The sequence below is a fragment of the Streptomyces sp. NPDC093065 genome (genome assembly GCF_044754585.1).
In the GTDB taxonomy this organism is placed as follows: domain Bacteria; phylum Actinomycetota; class Actinomycetes; order Streptomycetales; family Streptomycetaceae; genus Streptomyces.
This window is the reverse complement of sequence record NZ_JBIVPJ010000001.1, coordinates 637,875-654,010: the sequence shown is the minus strand read 5'-3', so window position 1 is coordinate 654,010 and position 16,136 is coordinate 637,875. Positions and strand designations below refer to the sequence as shown.

At 72.6% G+C, this 16,136-nt stretch carries 13 protein-coding genes and 1 rRNA gene; 8 read left to right on the top strand and 6 right to left on the bottom strand.

All coding sequences use genetic code 11. The features are described 5' to 3' along the window. Nucleotides 1-75: ribosomal RNA gene (gene rrf / locus ACIQFU_RS02805) — 5S ribosomal RNA — on the top strand; the annotation flags it as partial. Nucleotides 76-195: 120 nt separating this feature from the next. Here the strand turns inward: rrf and ACIQFU_RS02800 are convergent. Genes ACIQFU_RS02800 through ACIQFU_RS02780 form a run of 5 tightly spaced genes read right to left on the bottom strand, consistent with a single transcriptional unit; the run spans nucleotide 196 to nucleotide 5,932 of the window. After that, the gene (locus tag ACIQFU_RS02800; RefSeq protein ID WP_402548466.1) at nucleotides 196-1,506 is read right to left on the bottom strand and encodes a DUF58 domain-containing protein; all 1,311 of its coding nucleotides are present in this window, start codon (nucleotides 1,504-1,506) and stop codon (nucleotides 196-198) included. Further along, complete coding sequence (locus ACIQFU_RS02795) at nucleotides 1,506-2,495, bottom strand: AAA family ATPase (RefSeq protein WP_402548489.1); 990 nt, start codon at nucleotides 2,493-2,495, stop codon at nucleotides 1,506-1,508. The genes ACIQFU_RS02800 and ACIQFU_RS02795 overlap by 1 nt, the downstream gene beginning before the upstream one ends. Continuing rightward, a complete protein-coding gene (locus tag ACIQFU_RS02790; RefSeq protein ID WP_402548464.1) occupies nucleotides 2,495-3,709 on the bottom strand; it encodes a DUF4350 domain-containing protein in 1,215 nt (404 codons plus the stop codon). Before ACIQFU_RS02790 ends, ACIQFU_RS02795 begins: the two co-directional genes overlap by 1 nt. Next, a complete protein-coding gene (locus tag ACIQFU_RS02785; RefSeq protein ID WP_402548462.1) occupies nucleotides 3,706-4,497 on the bottom strand; it encodes a DUF4129 domain-containing protein in 792 nt (263 codons plus the stop codon). The genes ACIQFU_RS02790 and ACIQFU_RS02785 overlap by 4 nt, the downstream gene beginning before the upstream one ends. Before the next feature lie 4 nt (nucleotides 4,498-4,501). Then, nucleotides 4,502-5,932, bottom strand: a complete 1,431-nt coding sequence (locus tag ACIQFU_RS02780) for a glycerophosphoryl diester phosphodiesterase membrane domain-containing protein (RefSeq protein WP_402548460.1) — start codon at nucleotides 5,930-5,932, stop codon at nucleotides 4,502-4,504. Nucleotides 5,933-6,072: 140 nt separating this feature from the next. Here ACIQFU_RS02780 and mtnA point away from each other — a divergent pair, with 140 nt between their 5' ends. The 7 genes from mtnA (at nucleotide 6,073) to ACIQFU_RS02745 (ending at nucleotide 14,882) form a co-directional block, all read left to right on the top strand. Further along, complete coding sequence (mtnA, locus tag ACIQFU_RS02775) at nucleotides 6,073-7,215, top strand: S-methyl-5-thioribose-1-phosphate isomerase (protein WP_402548459.1); 1,143 nt, start codon at nucleotides 6,073-6,075, stop codon at nucleotides 7,213-7,215. Nucleotides 7,216-7,219: 4 nt separating this feature from the next. Then, complete coding sequence (gene mtrA / locus ACIQFU_RS02770) at nucleotides 7,220-7,909, top strand: two-component system response regulator MtrA (RefSeq protein ID WP_003975799.1); 690 nt, start codon at nucleotides 7,220-7,222, stop codon at nucleotides 7,907-7,909. A 1-nt stretch (nucleotide 7,910) separates the two neighbouring features. Next, nucleotides 7,911-10,001 carry an MtrAB system histidine kinase MtrB gene (mtrB, locus tag ACIQFU_RS02765; RefSeq protein ID WP_402548457.1) on the top strand — a complete coding sequence of 697 codons (2,091 nt, stop codon included), beginning with the start codon at nucleotides 7,911-7,913 and terminating at the stop codon, nucleotides 9,999-10,001. Next, nucleotides 9,991-11,838: an LpqB family beta-propeller domain-containing protein gene (locus ACIQFU_RS02760; RefSeq protein WP_402548455.1), complete on the top strand. Its 1,848-nt coding sequence runs from the start codon at nucleotides 9,991-9,993 to the stop codon at nucleotides 11,836-11,838. The genes mtrB and ACIQFU_RS02760 overlap by 11 nt, the downstream gene beginning before the upstream one ends. Before the next feature lie 124 nt (nucleotides 11,839-11,962). Beyond that, nucleotides 11,963-12,883, top strand: coding sequence for a ComF family protein (locus tag ACIQFU_RS02755; protein ID WP_402548453.1), 921 nt, complete (start codon nucleotides 11,963-11,965; stop codon nucleotides 12,881-12,883). A 313-nt stretch (nucleotides 12,884-13,196) separates the two neighbouring features. Next, nucleotides 13,197-13,889, top strand: a complete 693-nt coding sequence (gene hpf / locus ACIQFU_RS02750; protein ID WP_031050675.1) for a ribosome hibernation-promoting factor, HPF/YfiA family — start codon at nucleotides 13,197-13,199, stop codon at nucleotides 13,887-13,889. 228 nt (nucleotides 13,890-14,117) lie between these two features. Further along, nucleotides 14,118-14,882, top strand: a complete 765-nt coding sequence (locus ACIQFU_RS02745; RefSeq protein WP_402548451.1) for a response regulator — start codon at nucleotides 14,118-14,120, stop codon at nucleotides 14,880-14,882. Between the two features lie 28 nt (nucleotides 14,883-14,910). Here ACIQFU_RS02745 and ACIQFU_RS02740 read toward each other — a convergent pair whose 3' ends face one another. Continuing rightward, a complete protein-coding gene (locus ACIQFU_RS02740; RefSeq protein WP_402548450.1) occupies nucleotides 14,911-16,086 on the bottom strand; it encodes a winged helix-turn-helix domain-containing protein in 1,176 nt (391 codons plus the stop codon). Between the last annotated feature and the right edge of the window lie 50 nt (nucleotides 16,087-16,136).

The window sequence follows — 16,136 nt, the reverse complement described above, 5'->3', positions numbered from 1 at the left end:
AACCCGGAAGCTAAGCCTTACAGCGCCGATGGTACTGCAGGGGGGACCCTGTGGGAGAGTAGGACGCCGCCGAACAATTATTACGGGAAAGCCCCACACCGGGAACGGTGCGGGGCTTTCTGCGTTGTACGGGCTCTTCAGGATTACTGAAACGGAGGGAGGAGGGCCGGCAGACAAAGGCCCTGCTCCCTCCGTTCACAGGCGGCCCGCCGCCTTGAGCTCCAGGTAGGCATCCGCGAGGGCCGGGGGCAGTTCCTCGGGGGTCGCGTCGACGACCGTTACGCCGTGCCGGCGGAGTTGGTCGGCGGTGCGGCGGCGTTCCGACTGGGCCTGCGCGGCTGCCGCTGCTTCGTAGACGGCGTCCGTGTGGCCGCGTGCCCCGGCCATTCTTGCCACGTGCGGGTCGGCCACCGAAGCCACGAGGACCGTGTGACGTTGAGTCAGCTGTGGCAGAACGGGGAGCAGCCCTTCCTCGATGGGGGCCGTGTCGAGAGTGGTGAAGAGGACGATCAGGGAGCGGCGGGGGGCCGAGCGGAGTGCTGTGGCGGTGAGGCCACGCGCGTCGGTCTCCACCAGCTCCGGCTCCAGCGTCGCCATGGCGTTGACCAGCGAGGGAAGTACGTCGCCCGCTGTGCGGCCCTGGAGCAGGGCGCGTACCCGGCGGTCGTAGGCGAGGAGGTCGACGCGGTCGCCCGCGCGGGAGGCCAGGGCGGCCAGGAGCAGAGCCGCGTCCATGGAGGCGTCGAGGCGAGGGGCGTCGCCCACGCGGCCGGCGGAGGTGCGGCCGGTGTCGAGGACGAGCAGGATGTGCCGGTCGCGTTCGGGGCGCCAGGTGCGGACGGCGACGGCGGACCGGCGGGCGGTCGCGCGCCAGTCGATGGAGCGGGTGTCGTCGCCTGGTACGTAGTCGCGCAGGCTGTCGAACTCCGTGCCCTCTCCGCGGGTGAGGACGCTGGTGCGTCCGTCCAGCTCGCGGAGGCGGGACAGCTTGGAGGGGAGGTGCTTGCGGCTGTTGAACGGGGGGAGGACGCGCACGGTCCAGGGGACCCGGTGGGTGCCCTGGCGGGTGAAAAGACCCAGGGGGCCGTAGGAGCGGACCGTGACGCGGTCGGCCTGGCGGTCGCCGCGACGGGTGGGGCGCAGTCGGGTGGTGACGCGTCGGCGTTCACCGGCGGGCACCGTCAGGGTGTGGCGGGAGGCTACCGTCTCCGTGCCGGGCTGCCAGCTGCTGGGCGGCCAGGCGTCGCGCAGGCGGGCCCGGAGCCGGCGCCCCGACGGGTTGGTGACCGTCAGGGTGACGTCGGCGGTGTCGCCCAGGCGGGCGGACGTGTCACCGGAACGGGTCAGGCCGAGGCGGCGTACGGGAGCGGCCAGGGCGAAGTCGCAGGCGCAGGCGGCGGCCAGCGGGACGTTGACCGCGAGGATGCCCGTCCAGCCGGGGTCCCAGATGCCGACGGGGACGGAGCCCAGGGCCGCGATGAGCGCGGCGCGTCCGGTGAGTGCCATCAGCGGGGCACGGGGACGTGGGCGAGGATCGCGTTGATGACCGAGTCCGCGGTCACGCCCTCCATCTCGGCCTCCGGACGGAGCTGGACGCGGTGCCGGAGGGTGGGGAGGGCCAGGGCCTTCACGTCGTCCGGGGTGACGTAGTCGCGGCCCGTGAGCCAGGCCCACGCGCGAGCGGTCGACAGCAGTGCCGTGGCTCCGCGCGGGGAGACGCCGAGGGTGAGGGACGGCGACTCGCGGGTGGCGCGGCAGATGTCGACGACGTAGGCGGTGATCTCCGGGGAGACGGTCGTCCTGGCGGCCTCGGCGCGGGCGGCCTCCAGGTCGGCGGCGCTCGCGACGGGGCGTACGCCGGCGGCGTGCAGGTCGCGCGGGTTGAAGCCGGCGGCGTGCCGGGTGAGGACGTCGATCTCGTCCTGGCGAGTGGGAAGGGGGACGGTGAGTTTGAGGAGGAAGCGGTCCAGCTGGGCTTCCGGGAGGGGGTAGGTGCCCTCGTACTCGACCGGGTTCTGGGTGGCCGCGACGAGGAAGGGCTCGGGGAGCGGGCGAGGAGTGCCGTCCACCGTGACCTGGCGTTCCTCCATGGCTTCGAGGAGGGACGACTGGGTCTTGGGGGGCGTGCGGTTGATCTCGTCGGCGAGCAGCAGGTTGGTGAAGACCGGGCCGGGCTGGAAGGAGAACTCGGCGGTGCGGGCGTCGTAGACGAGGGAGCCGGTGACGTCGCTCGGCATCAGGTCGGGGGTGAACTGGACGCGTTTGGTGTCGAGTTCGGTGGCCGCGGCGAGGGTGCGGACGAGCAGGGTCTTGGCGACTCCGGGGACGCCTTCGAGGAGGACATGGCCGCGGCACAGGAGGGCCACGACGAGACCGGTCACGGCGGCGTCCTGGCCGACCACGGCCTTGGCGATCTCGGCGCGCAGGGCTTCGAGGGCGGCGCGGGCGTTGCCCGGGTCCGCGGTCTGCCCGGCGTTGTCAGTGGTCGGGTCCATCATGGACGGCGTACCTCTCTTTCGAGGGCGTCGAGTTGGTCGGCGAGTGCGATCAGGGCCGTGTCGTCGCCGGGCGGCGGGCCGAAGAGGAGAGCGTGCAGGGTCTGTCCTTCGCCGTGTGCGCCGTGGAGGTGGGCGGACAGGGCGGGGAGCAGGGACTCGGGCGTGTGCGCCTGTGTGACGGGGACGCCTACGAGGGGGGCGAGGCGGGTGCGGGTGGCGGAGCGAAGAGCGGTGGCGGCGCGGTCGCGGGCGTTCGCCTTGCGGTAGAGACGGGCGCGGCCTTCGACGGTTTCGGAGGCGCGGATCGCGACGGGGAGTTTTTCGGGCACCAGGGGGCCGAGCCGGCGTGCCCGCCACAGGGCGGCGAGGGCGGCGGCGATGAAGAGCTGGAGGGCGCCCCAGAGCCAGCCGGACGGGAGCAGGTCGAAGAAGCTGCGTTCGTCGTCCGGGTCCGGGAGGTCGGAGAGGGAGGGGAGGTACCAGACCAGATGGTCGCGGGTGCCGAGGAGTTGGAGGGCGAGCGAGGCGTTGCCGTGCTCGTCGAGGTGGTTGTTGAAGAGGATGTCGCGGGCGCCGAGGACGACGGTGTCGCCCGGGGTGGCTTCCGAGGACGCCGTCGCGGACGGGTCGGGGATGCGCAGCAGGGTGGCCAGGCGCCGGCTGGGGTAGCAGGCGTCGGCTTCGAGGTGGGTGCTGTAGCGGATGCCGCCCATGTCGGCGTCGCCCGCGCGCCGGGCGGCGGGCAGATCGCAGGAAGGGGCCAGCGTCGAGTCGAAGCTGAGCGCGGGGTCGGCGGTGACACCGGGGGCGAGGCGTTCGACGGCACCGCCGCCCGGGGCGACGAGGACCGTGCGGCCCCCGGATCCGGTCGTGGCCGAGTGCAGTCGGGTCTGCTGGCGTTCCGTCAGGAGGTCGGGCACGGCGACCAGCAGTGTGGTGTCCGGCCCGGTCGCGGCCCGTGCTTCGTCCAGGGTGGTGACCACGCGCGTGGAGACCCCCCGGTCGGCGAGGAGTTCGGCGACGGCGCGGCTGCCGTAGGGGTCGGCGGAGCGCGGGTCGAGTTCGCCGTGCCGGGCGTCGGAGCGGACGACCGCGATCGCGACGGCCCCGACGAGCAGCAGGACGAGAGCGAGCACGATGCCCCGCGCGCGGGTCCACACCTGGCGGACGGTGGGCGAGGCCGTGGTGGTGGGGAGGGTGGCCCCGGTCATTGGGCGGCTCCCCGGCCGGTGTCCCGGTCCGCGTCGGGTGTGGCGCCGCCGGCCGTGCTGCTCGCCAGGTGCGGCTTGCTGCGTTCCAGGTCGTGGTCGAGTTCAGTGAGGGCCCGGTACGACTGCTCGCTGCCGGGCCGGCCGCCGTACGCGACGTCGTCGAAGTCCCGGGCGGCAGCGCGCAGTCGGTCCCTGTGGGCGGGCAGGGCGCGGCCCGCCTCGGTGGCCGCCTCGTCGGCGGTGCGGCCGGGGCGGGTGTCGAGCAGGGCGCGTTCCTCCAGGGCCCGGACGACGGCTCGCATGCGTTCCTGGACGGCCTGGCTCCAGTGTCCTAGGGCGGCGTGTGCCTCGGCGGCTGCGCGGTGGTCGGCGGCGCTGCGGGGGCGGTCGTCGAAGAGCGCCGGGGCGGAGACGGGACCGCGGCGGGGGGTGCCCAGGCGCCACCAGAGGGCGCCCAGCACCGCCAGGACGGCCACGATGACGACGACCAGGCCGAGCGTCCCGCCGGGCGTCGCGGTGGACGCCTTGCTGAACAGCTCCTCGACCCAGTCCCAGAAGGCGTTCAGGGCCCGCTGGAACCAGCTGGGGTCGTTCTCGTGGTACATGCGCTTGGACAGCTCACGCCGTGCTGCCTCCCTCGCGGGGTCGCGCGGGATCGTCACCGGCGGTTCGTCGCCGGAGCGCGACAGCGACAGTGCCGGCAGCGCGGAGGTGTCGCCGGCGCGTGACACCGTTCGTGCGCCGGCGCGTGCCAGCACCTCTGTGAGAACTCCCCCCGGCGTGCTCACCGCATCAGCTCCCCGGGACGGCGCCGGAGGCGCCGGGGCCCCGGGTACCGGCCGCGCGGACCAGTTCGAGGTCGAGGGCCTCGCGGCGGATGCGCTGGTCGATGTACAGCAGTACGGTCACGCCCGCCGTGATCGGGAAAGTGATCATGGAGCCGATCACCGAGCCGATGCCGCTGACGACGAGGAACGTCCAGCCGAGGTCGCCGGTCCCCGACAGGAAGCCACCGATCCCGTCGCCGCCGAGGGTGGCGGCGAGGAAGGTGAAGGGGATGACGATGATCGACGCGACGACGTTGGCGATGACCGTGGCGAGCAGCTGGATGCCGAAGACGCGCCACCAGGAGCCGCGCACCAGCTTCACGGAGCGGCCCATCGCCTTCTTGATGCCCTGCTTCTCCAGCATCAGCGCGGGGGACGCGAGCGAGAAGCGGACCCAGAGCCAGATCGCGACGACGCCGCCCGCCATGAAGCCCAGCGCGGTCAGGGCCACGCCTGCCTCGCCGCCCGCAGTGGCCGTGATGATCAGACCGGGTGTCATACCGCCCGCGAGGAGCACGACGGCGATGAGGAGCAGCAGGAGGATCAGGCCGAACAGCTTCAGCACCCGGGGGCGGGCGTCCCGCCAGGCCTCGGCGGTGGTCACGGGCTTGCCGAGTACGGCACGGCTGGTGACGGTGGTGAGCAGGGCGGTGGCCAGTACGGTGCCGATCAGGGAGAGCAGGAAGATGACGCTCGAGTTGATCGTGGTGTCGGCCAGCGCGTCGCCGAGCTCGCTCAGGGTGGCGTCGGGGTCGTTGAGGGCCTCGGTGCCGGTGTCGTCCAGGACGAGGCCCTGGAGCAGCACGACGATGATCTCGGTGAAGACGGCGACGGTCAGGGAGATGCCGAGGACGGTGCGCCAGTAGGTGCGCATGGTCGAGACGGCGCCGTCGAGGATCTCGCCGACGCCGAGCGGACGGAGCGGGATCACGCCGGGCTTGGCCGCGGGCGGGGGACCGCCCCAGCCGCCTCCCCAGCCGCCGTGTCCACCGGGGGCGCCGTAGCCGCCGCCGGGGCCGCCGGGACCCCGGTAGCCGCCGTGTCCACCGGGGGCGCCGTAGCCGCCGCCGGGGCCGCCGGGACCCCGGTAGCCGCCGTAGCCGCCTCCGGGGGGCCCGGGGGGCGGGGCGCCCCAGCCCGGGCCGGGCGGCGGTGGAGGCGGGGCCTGGCCCGGGGCGGCGGGCCCGGTGGGTGCGGACCACTGGCCGGGGGCCGGCTGCTCCTTGGACCACTTCGTGCCGGGGCTCGTCGGTTCCGCGTCCGGCCGGTCCGCGGGCGCCGCGGGCTGATCGGGACCGGCGGGGCGGTCGGCGGGCTCGGCGGGGCCGGGCGCGCCGGGCTCCTGCCCGTCGGACGGGGCGGATCCGGGCGATGCCCAGCCCGGAGTGTCGTTCATCGTCGCTCCTTCACGGTGCCCGTCCGCGGTCGCGGCGGCAGGTTGGCAGCCATCGTGCCATGGGGGCGTCGGGTGCGGGCCGGGCGCGGTAGGGGCTGCGCACCTTCAATTGTCCGTCGTACAGGGGGCACACTGACCGCATGGCTGATCAGGACGCGCGAAGCGGCGAGGACAAGCGGCCGACCGGGATACCGGTCCTTCGTTGGGAGGAGCCTCCCGAGGGCCCGGTGCTGGTGCTGCTGGACCAGACCAGGCTGCCGGCCGAGGAGGTCGAGCTGGTCTGCACGGATGCGGCCGCGCTGGTCGAGGCGATTCGTTCGCTCGCCGTGCGCGGGGCGCCGCTGCTGGGCGTCGCGGGCGCCTACGGGGTCGCGCTCGCCGCCGTCCGGGGCTTCGAGGTCGAGGAGGCCGCGGCGGCGCTGGCGGGGGCCCGCCCCACCGCGGTGAACCTCGCGGTGGGGGTGCGCCGGGCGCAGGCCGCCCACCAGGAGGCGCTCGCCAGGACCGGTGACCCACGGCAGGCGGCCGCGGCGGCGCTGTCCGCGGCGCGGGCGCTGCACCGGGAGGACGCCGAGGCCAGCGAGCGGATGGCCGCGCACGGGCTGGCTCTGCTCGACGAGCTGCTGCCCGCCGGAGGGCACCGCGTCCTCACGCACTGCAACACGGGTTCGCTGGTGTCGGGAGGTGAGGGAACCGCCTTCGCGGTGGCGCTCGCGGCACACCGGTCGGGGCGGCTGCGGCGCCTGTGGGTGGACGAAACGCGTCCCTTGCTGCAAGGTGCTCGCCTGACGGCATACGAGGCGGCCCGCAACGACATGGCGTACACCTTGCTCACCGACAGCGCGGCGGGTTCGCTGTTCTCGGGGGGCGAGGTGGACGCGGTGCTCATCGGCGCGGACCGCATCGCGGCCGACGGTTCGGTGGCGAACAAGGTGGGGAGCTATCCGCTCGCGGTGCTCGCGCGGTACCACCATGTGCCGTTCATCGTGGTGGCACCGGTCACGACGGTGGATCCGGACACGCCGGACGGGGCGTCCATCGAAGTGGAGCAGCGCCCCGGATATGAAGTGACCGAGGTCACAGCACCCCAGGTGCCGGTGGCGGGAGCGGGAGGCGGGATTCCGGTGGCACCCCTGGGGACCCAGGCGTACAACCCGGCGTTCGACGTGACACCGCCCGAACTGGTGACGGCGATCGTCACCGAGGAGGGCGTGGTTTCGCCCGTGACGAGCGAGGCTCTGGCCGCGCTGTGTGCCAGGTCACGCCAGGTAACGATTAGCTAATGGGATGATGTCGTTTATGAAGGGACGAGTCCTTGTCGTCGACGACGACACCGCACTGGCCGAGATGCTCGGCATTGTGCTGCGTGGTGAGGGTTTTGAGCCGTCTTTCGTAGCCGACGGCGACAAGGCGCTGGCCGCCTTCCGGGAGACCAAGCCCGACCTGGTGCTGCTCGATTTGATGCTGCCCGGCCGGGACGGCATCGAGGTGTGCCGCCTGATCAGGGCGGAGTCGGGTGTGCCGATCGTGATGCTGACGGCGAAGAGTGACACCGTCGACGTCGTGGTGGGCCTCGAGTCGGGCGCCGACGACTACATCGTGAAGCCGTTCAAGCCGAAGGAGCTGGTGGCCCGTATCCGGGCACGGCTGCGGAGGTCCGAGGAACCGGCGCCGGAACAGCTCGCCATAGGCGACCTGGTCATCGACGTGGCCGGTCACTCCGTGAAGCGGGACGGGCAGTCGATCGCGCTGACGCCGCTGGAGTTCGACCTGCTGGTGGCGTTGGCCCGCAAGCCGTGGCAGGTGTTCACGCGCGAGGTGCTCCTCGAGCAGGTCTGGGGCTACCGGCACGCCGCCGACACCCGGCTGGTCAACGTGCACGTCCAGCGGCTGCGCTCCAAGGTCGAGAAGGACCCGGAGAAGCCGGAGATCGTGGTGACCGTCCGTGGCGTCGGTTACAAGGCCGGACCGAGCTGACATGACCAGGGACAGTGCCGCCTCGGCGCCCGGGTCCGGGGCCCGCGCCGAGCGGCCTGTCGGACCCGGCCCCGCCGGGCGCAAGGCCCCCGGCTCGCGCTTCAGCCGCCTGCTGGAGGGCGGGCTGCTGCACGGCGGGGTGCAGGGCAGTCCGGTGCTCCGTCTGTTCGTGCGCTGGGTGCGCCGCCCCCTGCTGCCGGTCATGCGGCTGTGGCGGCGCAACATCCAGCTCAAGGTCGTCGCCACGACCCTGCTGATGTCGCTGGGCGTGGTGCTGCTCCTCGGCTTCGTGGTGATCGGACAGGTCCGCAACGGGCTGCTCGACGCCAAGGTGAAGGCCTCCCAGAGCCAGGCCACCGGCGGTTTCACGGCGGCCAAGCAGAAGGCCGAGGAGGCGGCCGGCACCAACGGCGACGACACCACCCCCGCGGACGGCCGTCCCTCGCAGAACGTCATCCAGTGGATGAGCGAGCTGGTGAAGTCGCTCTCCAGCGGCGGTCAGAGCGCGTTCCACGTGGTCACCCTTCCCATGGGCGGGGAGACCGGCAGCGGACGCGGCCCGCGCGCCTCCGGAATGGTCAGCTGGTCGGCCAGCGTCCCCCCGGCCCTGCGGGAACGCATCGACGGCGACACCTCCGCCGCCCAGAGCTACACCCGGATCGTCTACAACTCCGACGAGCCCTCCCAGCCCGGACTGATCATCGGCAAGCAGGTCAACGACCCGAACGGCGAGCCCTACCAGCTGTACTACCTCTTCCCGCTGACCCAGGAGGAGAAGTCGCTCAGCCTGGTCAGGGGCACCCTGGCGACGGCCGGGCTCTTCGTCGTCGTGCTGCTCGGCGCCATCGCCTGGCTCGTGGTGCGCCAGGTCGTCACGCCCGTGCGGATGGCGGCGAGCATCGCCGAGCGGCTGTCCGCGGGGCGGCTGCAGGAACGGATGAAGGTCACCGGCGAGGACGACATCGCCCGGCTCGGCGAGGCCTTCAACAAGATGGCGCAGAACCTCCAGCTCAAGATCAGCCAGCTGGAGGACCTGTCGCGGATGCAGCGGCGGTTCGTCTCCGACGTGTCGCACGAGCTGCGTACGCCGCTGACCACGGTGCGGATGGCGGCCGACGTCATCCACGACGCGCGCGTGGACTTCGATCCGGTGACCTCGCGGTCGGCCGAACTGCTCGCCGACCAGCTGGACCGGTTCGAGACGCTGCTCGCGGACCTGCTGGAGATCAGCCGCTTCGATGCGGGCGCCGCGGCCCTCGAGGCCGAGCCGATAGACCTCAGGGACGTCGTACGGCGGGTCGTCAGCGGTGCGGAGCCGCTCGCCGAGCGCAAGGGGACGCGGATACGCCTCGCCGGCGACCAGCAGCCCGTCGTCGCCGAGGCGGACGCCCGGCGCGTCGAACGCGTGCTGCGCAACCTCGTCGTCAACGCCGTCGAGCACGGCGAGGGCCGGGACGTCGTCGTGAAGCTCGCCGCCGCCGGGGGCGCGGTCGCCGTCGCGGTGCGCGACTACGGCGTAGGACTCAAGCCGGGCGAGGCCACCCGGGTCTTCAGCCGGTTCTGGCGGGCCGACCCGGCACGCGCGCGTACCACCGGCGGTACGGGGCTGGGTCTGTCGATCGCTCTGGAGGACGCGCGGCTGCACGGCGGCTGGCTGCAGGCCTGGGGCGAGCCCGGTGGCGGCTCGCAGTTCCGGCTGACGCTGCCGAGGACGGCGGACGAGCCGCTGCGGGGTTCGCCGATACCGCTGGAGCCGGCCGACTCACGCCGAAACCGCGGACTCCAGGACGCGGGCCTCAAGGACACCGCACCGCCGCACGGCGCGGACAAGGCGGTCGGCGTCCCGGCGCAGGCCGCGGCCGGGCAGGGCTCGCCGGTCTCCGCGCGGGGGCCGATAACGCCGCGGCAGGCCACGGTCGCCCCGACGGCCGATCCGACGGCGCTGCCGGGCAACGGGGCACGCGTGGTGCCGAGGCCGGTGTCGGGCGCAGCCCGGAGACAGGACGGCGGACCGGCACCGGGGGCGGCGAACCGTCCGGACGCCGGTCCCGAGGAGTCGAGCAGGCAAGGGGAGGCAACTCGTGGGCGCTGACCGCGAGGGGGGCGGTCGGCGGGGGCCGGCTCGCGTGATGGCGTACACCGCCTGCGGGTTCGTACTGCTGGCGGGATGTGCGTCCATGCCCGACAGCGGGGACCTGCGAGGAGTGGAGTCCACGCCCCGGCAGGACCCGCAGGTGCGGGTGTTCGCGATGCCGCCGCAGGAGGACGACCCGCCCTCGGACATCGTGCAGGGCTTCCTGGAGGCGCTGACCAGCGACGACCCGCACTACGAGACGGCGCGGAAGTACCTGACGGGCGACGCCGCGAAGAACTGGCGGCCGGACCGGTCGGCGACGGTGCTCGCGGACGGCCCGGGCACCGTGTCCGACCACTCGGGCAACCGCGAGGACGCCAACGACTACTCGGTCAACCTGACCGGCACCAAGGTCGCCACGGTGGACGCGCAGCAGTCGTACTCGCCGGCCGGGGGCCGGTACCGCGAGTCGGTGCACCTCACCCGCGACGCAAAGACCAAGCAGTGGCGCATCGACGTGCTGCCGCAGGGCGTCGTCATGGGCAAGTCGGACTTCCAGCGCAATTACATGTCGGTCAACCGGTACTACTTCGCCTCGAACACCGTGTTGCGGGCGGACGCCGACACCGGCACGGTCCGGGAGCCGTCGGCCGTCGCCGACCCCGTCTACGTGCGCCGGCGTGTGGATCCGCTGACCCAGGTGGTGCGTTCCCTGCTCAGCGGGCCGACGAGCCTGCTGGATCCCGTCGTCAGATCCAGCTTCCCGACCGGGACGGCGCTGGCGGAGGACGTCGTCTCGCTGACGCCCGACGACCGCAACAAGCTGACCGTGCCGCTGAACGGCAAGGCGGCCGCGGCGGGTTCCGACGAGTGCGACGAGATGGCCGCGCAGCTCCTGTTCACGCTGCAGAACCTAACCCCGGCGGTGGAGGAGGTCGAACTGCGCTCGGGCGGTGAGCAGATGTGTTCGCTCTCCGAGGACCGGGCCGAGACGGTCGCGACGCGCGGCTCGGCGCAACGGCCCGACTACCTGTACTTCGTGGACGAGCGGGACCGCCTGGTGCGGATCGCCGCCGGCAGCAACGGGACCCGCGCCGAACCGGTGCCGGGTCCCCTGGGCGAGGGGCAGCGGGCCCTGAGGTCGGTGGCGGTGTCGCGCGACGAGCACAGTGCGGCCGGGATCGGGCTCGACAGCAAGTCGCTGTACGTCGGTTCGCTGGTGTCGGGCGGTTCGCTCGGCGAGCCCGTGCTGACCAGTGGGGGCAAGGCGGAGGGGGACCGGCTGACCCCGCCCAGCTGGGACGCGCAGGGCGACCTGTGGATCGCGGACCGCGATCCGGCCGCCCCGCGGTTGCTGCTGCTGAAACAGGGCGCGGGCGATCCGGTCGAGGTCCGGACGCCGGGCCTCGACGGACGAGTTCAGGCCGTGCGGGTGGCCGCCGACGGGGTGCGGATCGCGCTGGTCGTGGAGAAGGACGGCAAGCGGTCGCTGCTCATCGGGCGGATCGAACGTGACGAGAGGGCCGGCGAACCGCCCGCGGTCACCGTGCTGGAACTGCGCTCCGCGACCCCGGAACTCGAGGAGGTCACGGCCATGTCGTGGGCCGGTGACGCCCGGCTCGTCGTGGTCGGGCGTGAGCGCGGGGGCGTTCAGCAGATCGGGTACGTCCAGGTCGACGGCTCGACGCCGGAGGCATCGGTGCCCGCGGCGCTGACCGGCGTCAAGGAGATCGCCGCGACCGAGGACGAGCGGCTGCCGCTGGTGGCGTACTCGGAGGACCTGATCGTGCGGCTGCCGTCCGGGCTCCAGTGGCAGAAGGTGACGGAGGGGACCGCGCCGGTCTATCCGGGGTGAGACCCCGGCGTCCGCCCGGCTCCTGACGGCCCGTTTCGTGACGCGACGGAGTTTTCCACAGGAGGCGGGGCGGCGTTTTCCACAGGCCTGGCAGGGCTTCGCGGGCGTTGGCACAGTGGTGGCCATGCGCGGATCGCGGACGTTGCGGGGATGGTGGGCGGACCTCACGGACCTGGTGCTGCCTGCCGAGTGCGGAGGCTGCGGCAGGGCTCGCGCGGTGCTGTGCGCGAGGTGCCGTGCGGCGCTGGGCGGAGCCCCGCCGTGCCGTGTGCGTCCGGAGCCGGAGCCGCCCGGCCTGCCGGAGGTGCACGCGGCGGCGCCGTACGCCGACGAGGTGCGGGCCGCGCTGCTGGCCCACAAGGAGCGGGGGGCGCTGGCCCTCACGGGACCGCTCGGCACGGCACTGGCGGGAGCGGTGCTGGCGGGTCTCCGGGAGGCGTGGACGGGAGTCCGTGGGGCGGGGACCGGGGAGGCGGGGGTCGGTGCCGCAGGGGCGTGGGGCCCGGTACTGCTCGTGCCCGTACCGTCGGCGCGCGGAGCCGTGCGGACGCGCGGGCACGACCCGGCGCGGCGGATCGCCCTCGCGGCCGCCGGGGAGCTGCGGCGCACCGGGACGTCCGCCCGGGTGGTTGCGCTGCTGCGGCAGCGGTACGCCGTGGCCGACCAGTCGGGGCTCGACGCCCGGCAGCGGATGGACAACCTCGCCGGCGCGCTCGCGGTGGCGCCCGGCGGTGGCGGGCTGCTGCGCGGAGGTGGGGCGCTCGTCCTGGTCGACGACCTGATGACGACGGGGGCCTCGCTGGCCGAGGCGGCACGCGCGGTGCGCGCGGCGACGGCTGCCGCCGTTGAGTCGCGGGCGGGACCGGGCACGTACCGGAGGGCGAGATCGGCTGTGTATCCGGCGGAGGCAGGGGAAGGCAGAGAGGAACGGACGACCGGGTCCCGAATGGCGGGCCGGTACGGAGGCGGTGACGTGATCCGTGAGGTGATCTGCGCGGCAGTGGTCGCGGCATCACCAGATTCCTTCGAAATAAACCGGAACTGACTGAGAACTTTCGTCGTTGCAGGTAATGAGAGGTTCAATTCACCGGAACGGAGGTACGCCGCGGTAGAGGGTGACGACATCCGTCCGGGCGAGATATGTTCGGTTGTGAGGCAAAGCCGCAGGCCATACCTCTCAAAACCGAATGCCGTGCTGCGGGTTTTGCCGTCATCACCCGCACCGGTGGAGTGGAGATCCCGCCCGCGGGGGAGGAGGTGGACGTCACCGAGTCCGAGGTTTCGGGAGAGACCGGAACCTGGTGCAAAAGGGAGATGCTCCGCCGTCGAAGCGGAGCGATCCGGGAACGGAGTTCTGCGTGGACATCGTCGTCAAGGGCCGCAAGACCGAGGTGCCCGAGCGGTTCCGGAAGCACGTGGCCGAGAAGCTGAAGCTGGAGAAGATCCAGAAGCTCGATGGCAAGGTGATCAGCCTCGACGTCGAGGTGTCCAAGGAGCCGAACCCCCGGCAGGCCGACCGCTGTGACCGAGTGGAGATCACCCTCCGCTCCCGCGGTCCGGTGATCCGGGCGGAGGCGGCGGCGAGCGACCCCTACGCGGCGCTCGACCTGGCGGCGGAGAAGCTCGGCGCACGACTGCGCAAGCAGCACGACAAGCGCTTCTCGCGCCGCGGCGCGCGCCGGATCCCGGCGGCGGAGGTCGCCGACCACGTACCCGGCGCGGCGACGCTCAACGGGAACGGCGACGTCGTCCCGACGGAGGAGCAGGACGGCGTACCCACCAAGAAGATCGGCTCGCTGGAGGTCCAGGGCGACGGCCCGCTCGTCGTCCGGGAGAAGACCCACGTGGCCGCACCGATGTCCCTCGACCAGGCGCTCTACGAGATGGAGCTGGTCGGGCACGACTTCTACCTGTTCGTCGACTCCGAGACCAAGGAGCCCAGCGTCGTCTACCGGCGGCACGCCTACGACTACGGCGTGATCCACCTCACCACGGACACGATGGTCACCCAGGCGCACGCTCCCGACGCGGGCGACGCGCTCGGCGGCTGACACACACCGCCGGGTGACAGCGATCCGGTGCCCCTGGAGCGCGTGTGCGCCCCCAGGGGCACCGGTGTGCGACGGTGCGCGTGGGTGTGCGACCCCACCGCTGGCCGTTCGGTCACCCCGCTGTCCGCCGGGCATGGAATCATGGCGGCAACGGCCCAACGGGTGGGTCGTTGCTCTGGGTTGGCGATGGCTCGGGACCACGTGCCACAGCCTTCAGGGGGAGGAACGATGGCGGACAGTTTCGGACCGATGCGGGGCGCGGGCGTCGACCACGGGATCGACGACGCGGCGGTCGGCATGGGCCCGGACGCGGACGCGGGCTCCGCGCGCGAGGAGCCGATCAGGGTGCTGGTCGTGGACGACCACGCCCTCTTCCGCCGCGGCCTGGAGATCGTGCTCGCGGCCGAGGAGGACATCCAGGTCGTCGGAGAGGCCGGTGACGGCGCCGAGGCCGTGGAGAAGGCCGCCGACCTGTTGCCGGACATCGTCCTGATGGACGTGCGGATGCCCAAGCGGGGCGGTATCGAGGCCTGCACCTCCATCAAGGAGGTGGCCCCCAGCGCCAAGATCATCATGCTGACGATCAGCGACGAGGAAGCCGACCTCTACGACGCGATCAAGGCGGGCGCGACCGGGTATCTCCTCAAGGAGATCTCGACGGACGAGGTGGCCACCGCCATTCGCGCGGTGGCCGACGGGCAGTCCCAGATCAGTCCGTCCATGGCGTCGAAACTGCTCACCGAGTTCAAGTCGATGATCCAGCGGACCGACGAACGCCGGCTGGTGCCCGCGCCCCGGCTCACGGATCGCGAGCTGGAGGTCCTCAAGCTCGTCGCCACGGGAATGAACAACCGGGACATCGCCAAGGAACTGTTCATTTCCGAGAACACCGTGAAGAACCATGTGCGCAACATCCTGGAGAAACTGCAGTTGCACTCCAGGATGGAGGCCGTGGTGTACGCGATGCGGGAGAAGATTCTCGAGATCCGGTGAGTCGTCTGGCTGTTGAGGCCGGTTCAGGTCAGTCGAGCAGGCGGGCGAGCTCACGGGTGAGGGGCTCGCGCAGATCCGGTGCGTCGACCCGCTCCACGCGTACGTTCGTGCAGTCCACCCAGCTCGCCGCCTCGGCCAGGGCCTGGGCCACCGGCACAGCCGCCTTGGCGCCGTCCAGCGTGACCTGCTTGGCGACCAGGGTGCGGCCCTCGCGCGCCGGGTCCACGCGGCCGACGAGCCGCCCGCCGGCCAGGACCGGCATCGCGAAGTAGCCGTGCACGCGCTTCTGCTTGGGAACGTAGGCCTCCAGGCGGTGGGTGAAACCGAAGATGCGCTCCGTGCGTGCCCGCTCCCAGACGAGGGAGTCGAAGGGCGAGAGCAGTGTCGTGCGGTGACGGCCACGCGGGACCGTCTCCAGGGCCTCGGGGTCCGCCCAGGCCGGCCGGCCCCAGCCCGCCACGGTGACCGGCACCAGGCCCGAGTCGGCGATCACCGCGTCGACCTGCTCGGCCTTGAGGCGGTGGTAGTCCGCGATGTCCGCGCGCGTGCCGACGCCCAGGGACCGGCCGGCCAGGCGGACCAGGTGGCGCAGGCACTCGGTGTCGTCCAGGTCGTCGTGGAGCAGTGCGGCCGGGACGGCGCGCTCGGCCAGGTCGTACACCCGCTTCCAGCCGCGGCGCTCCACGCACACCACCTCGCCGTACATGAGCGCGCGCTCGACGGCGACCTTCGTGCCCGACCAGTCCCACCACTCGCTGGTCTTCTTCGCGCCGCCCAGGTCCGTCGCGGTGAGCGGGCCCTCGGTGCGGAGCTGCTTGACGACGCGGTCGTAGTCGCCTTCGGGGAGGTGGTGGTTCCAGTGCGGGCGGTTGCGGTACGCGCGGCGGCGGAAGGCGAAGTGGGGCCACTCCTCGATGGGGAGGATGCAGGCGGCGTGGGACCAGTACTCGAAGGCGTGGGTGTCGGTCCAGTAGGCGTCGTCGACGGTCCGGCGGCCTACCGCGCCCAGGCGGGCGTAGGGGATCAGCTCGTGGGAGCGGGCGAGGACCGAGATGGTGTCGAGCTGCACCGCGCCCAGGTGACGGAGGACGCCGCGGACGCCTGCGCGGCGGTCGGGGGCGCCGAGGAAGCCCTGTGCGCGGAGGGCGAGGCGGCGGGCCTCGTCTGCGGACAGTTCCGTGGCGGGGGGCGGGAGGGTCGTCATACGTCCGCACGATAGGGGGTGGGTCTGACAGTGGGGGGCGCGGTTGTGTG

Coding starts and splice junctions, on each gene's coding strand:
- ACIQFU_RS02800 (WP_402548466.1), bottom strand. CDS start 1,506: ATGGCACTCACCGGACGCGCCGCGCTCATCGCGGCCCTGGGCTCCGTC.
- ACIQFU_RS02795 (WP_402548489.1), bottom strand. CDS start 2,495: ATGGACCCGACCACTGACAACGCCGGGCAGACCGCGGACCCGGGCAAC.
- ACIQFU_RS02790 (WP_402548464.1), bottom strand. CDS start 3,709: ATGACCGGGGCCACCCTCCCCACCACCACGGCCTCGCCCACCGTCCGC.
- ACIQFU_RS02780 (WP_402548460.1), bottom strand. CDS start 5,932: ATGAACGACACTCCGGGCTGGGCATCGCCCGGATCCGCCCCGTCCGAC.
- mtnA (WP_402548459.1), top strand. CDS start 6,073: ATGGCTGATCAGGACGCGCGAAGCGGCGAGGACAAGCGGCCGACCGGG.
- mtrA (WP_003975799.1), top strand. CDS start 7,220: ATGATGTCGTTTATGAAGGGACGAGTCCTTGTCGTCGACGACGACACC.
- mtrB (WP_402548457.1), top strand. CDS start 7,911: ATGACCAGGGACAGTGCCGCCTCGGCGCCCGGGTCCGGGGCCCGCGCC.
- ACIQFU_RS02755 (WP_402548453.1), top strand. CDS start 11,963: ATGCGCGGATCGCGGACGTTGCGGGGATGGTGGGCGGACCTCACGGAC.
- ACIQFU_RS02745 (WP_402548451.1), top strand. CDS start 14,118: ATGGCGGACAGTTTCGGACCGATGCGGGGCGCGGGCGTCGACCACGGG.
- ACIQFU_RS02740 (WP_402548450.1), bottom strand. CDS start 16,086: ATGACGACCCTCCCGCCCCCCGCCACGGAACTGTCCGCAGACGAGGCC.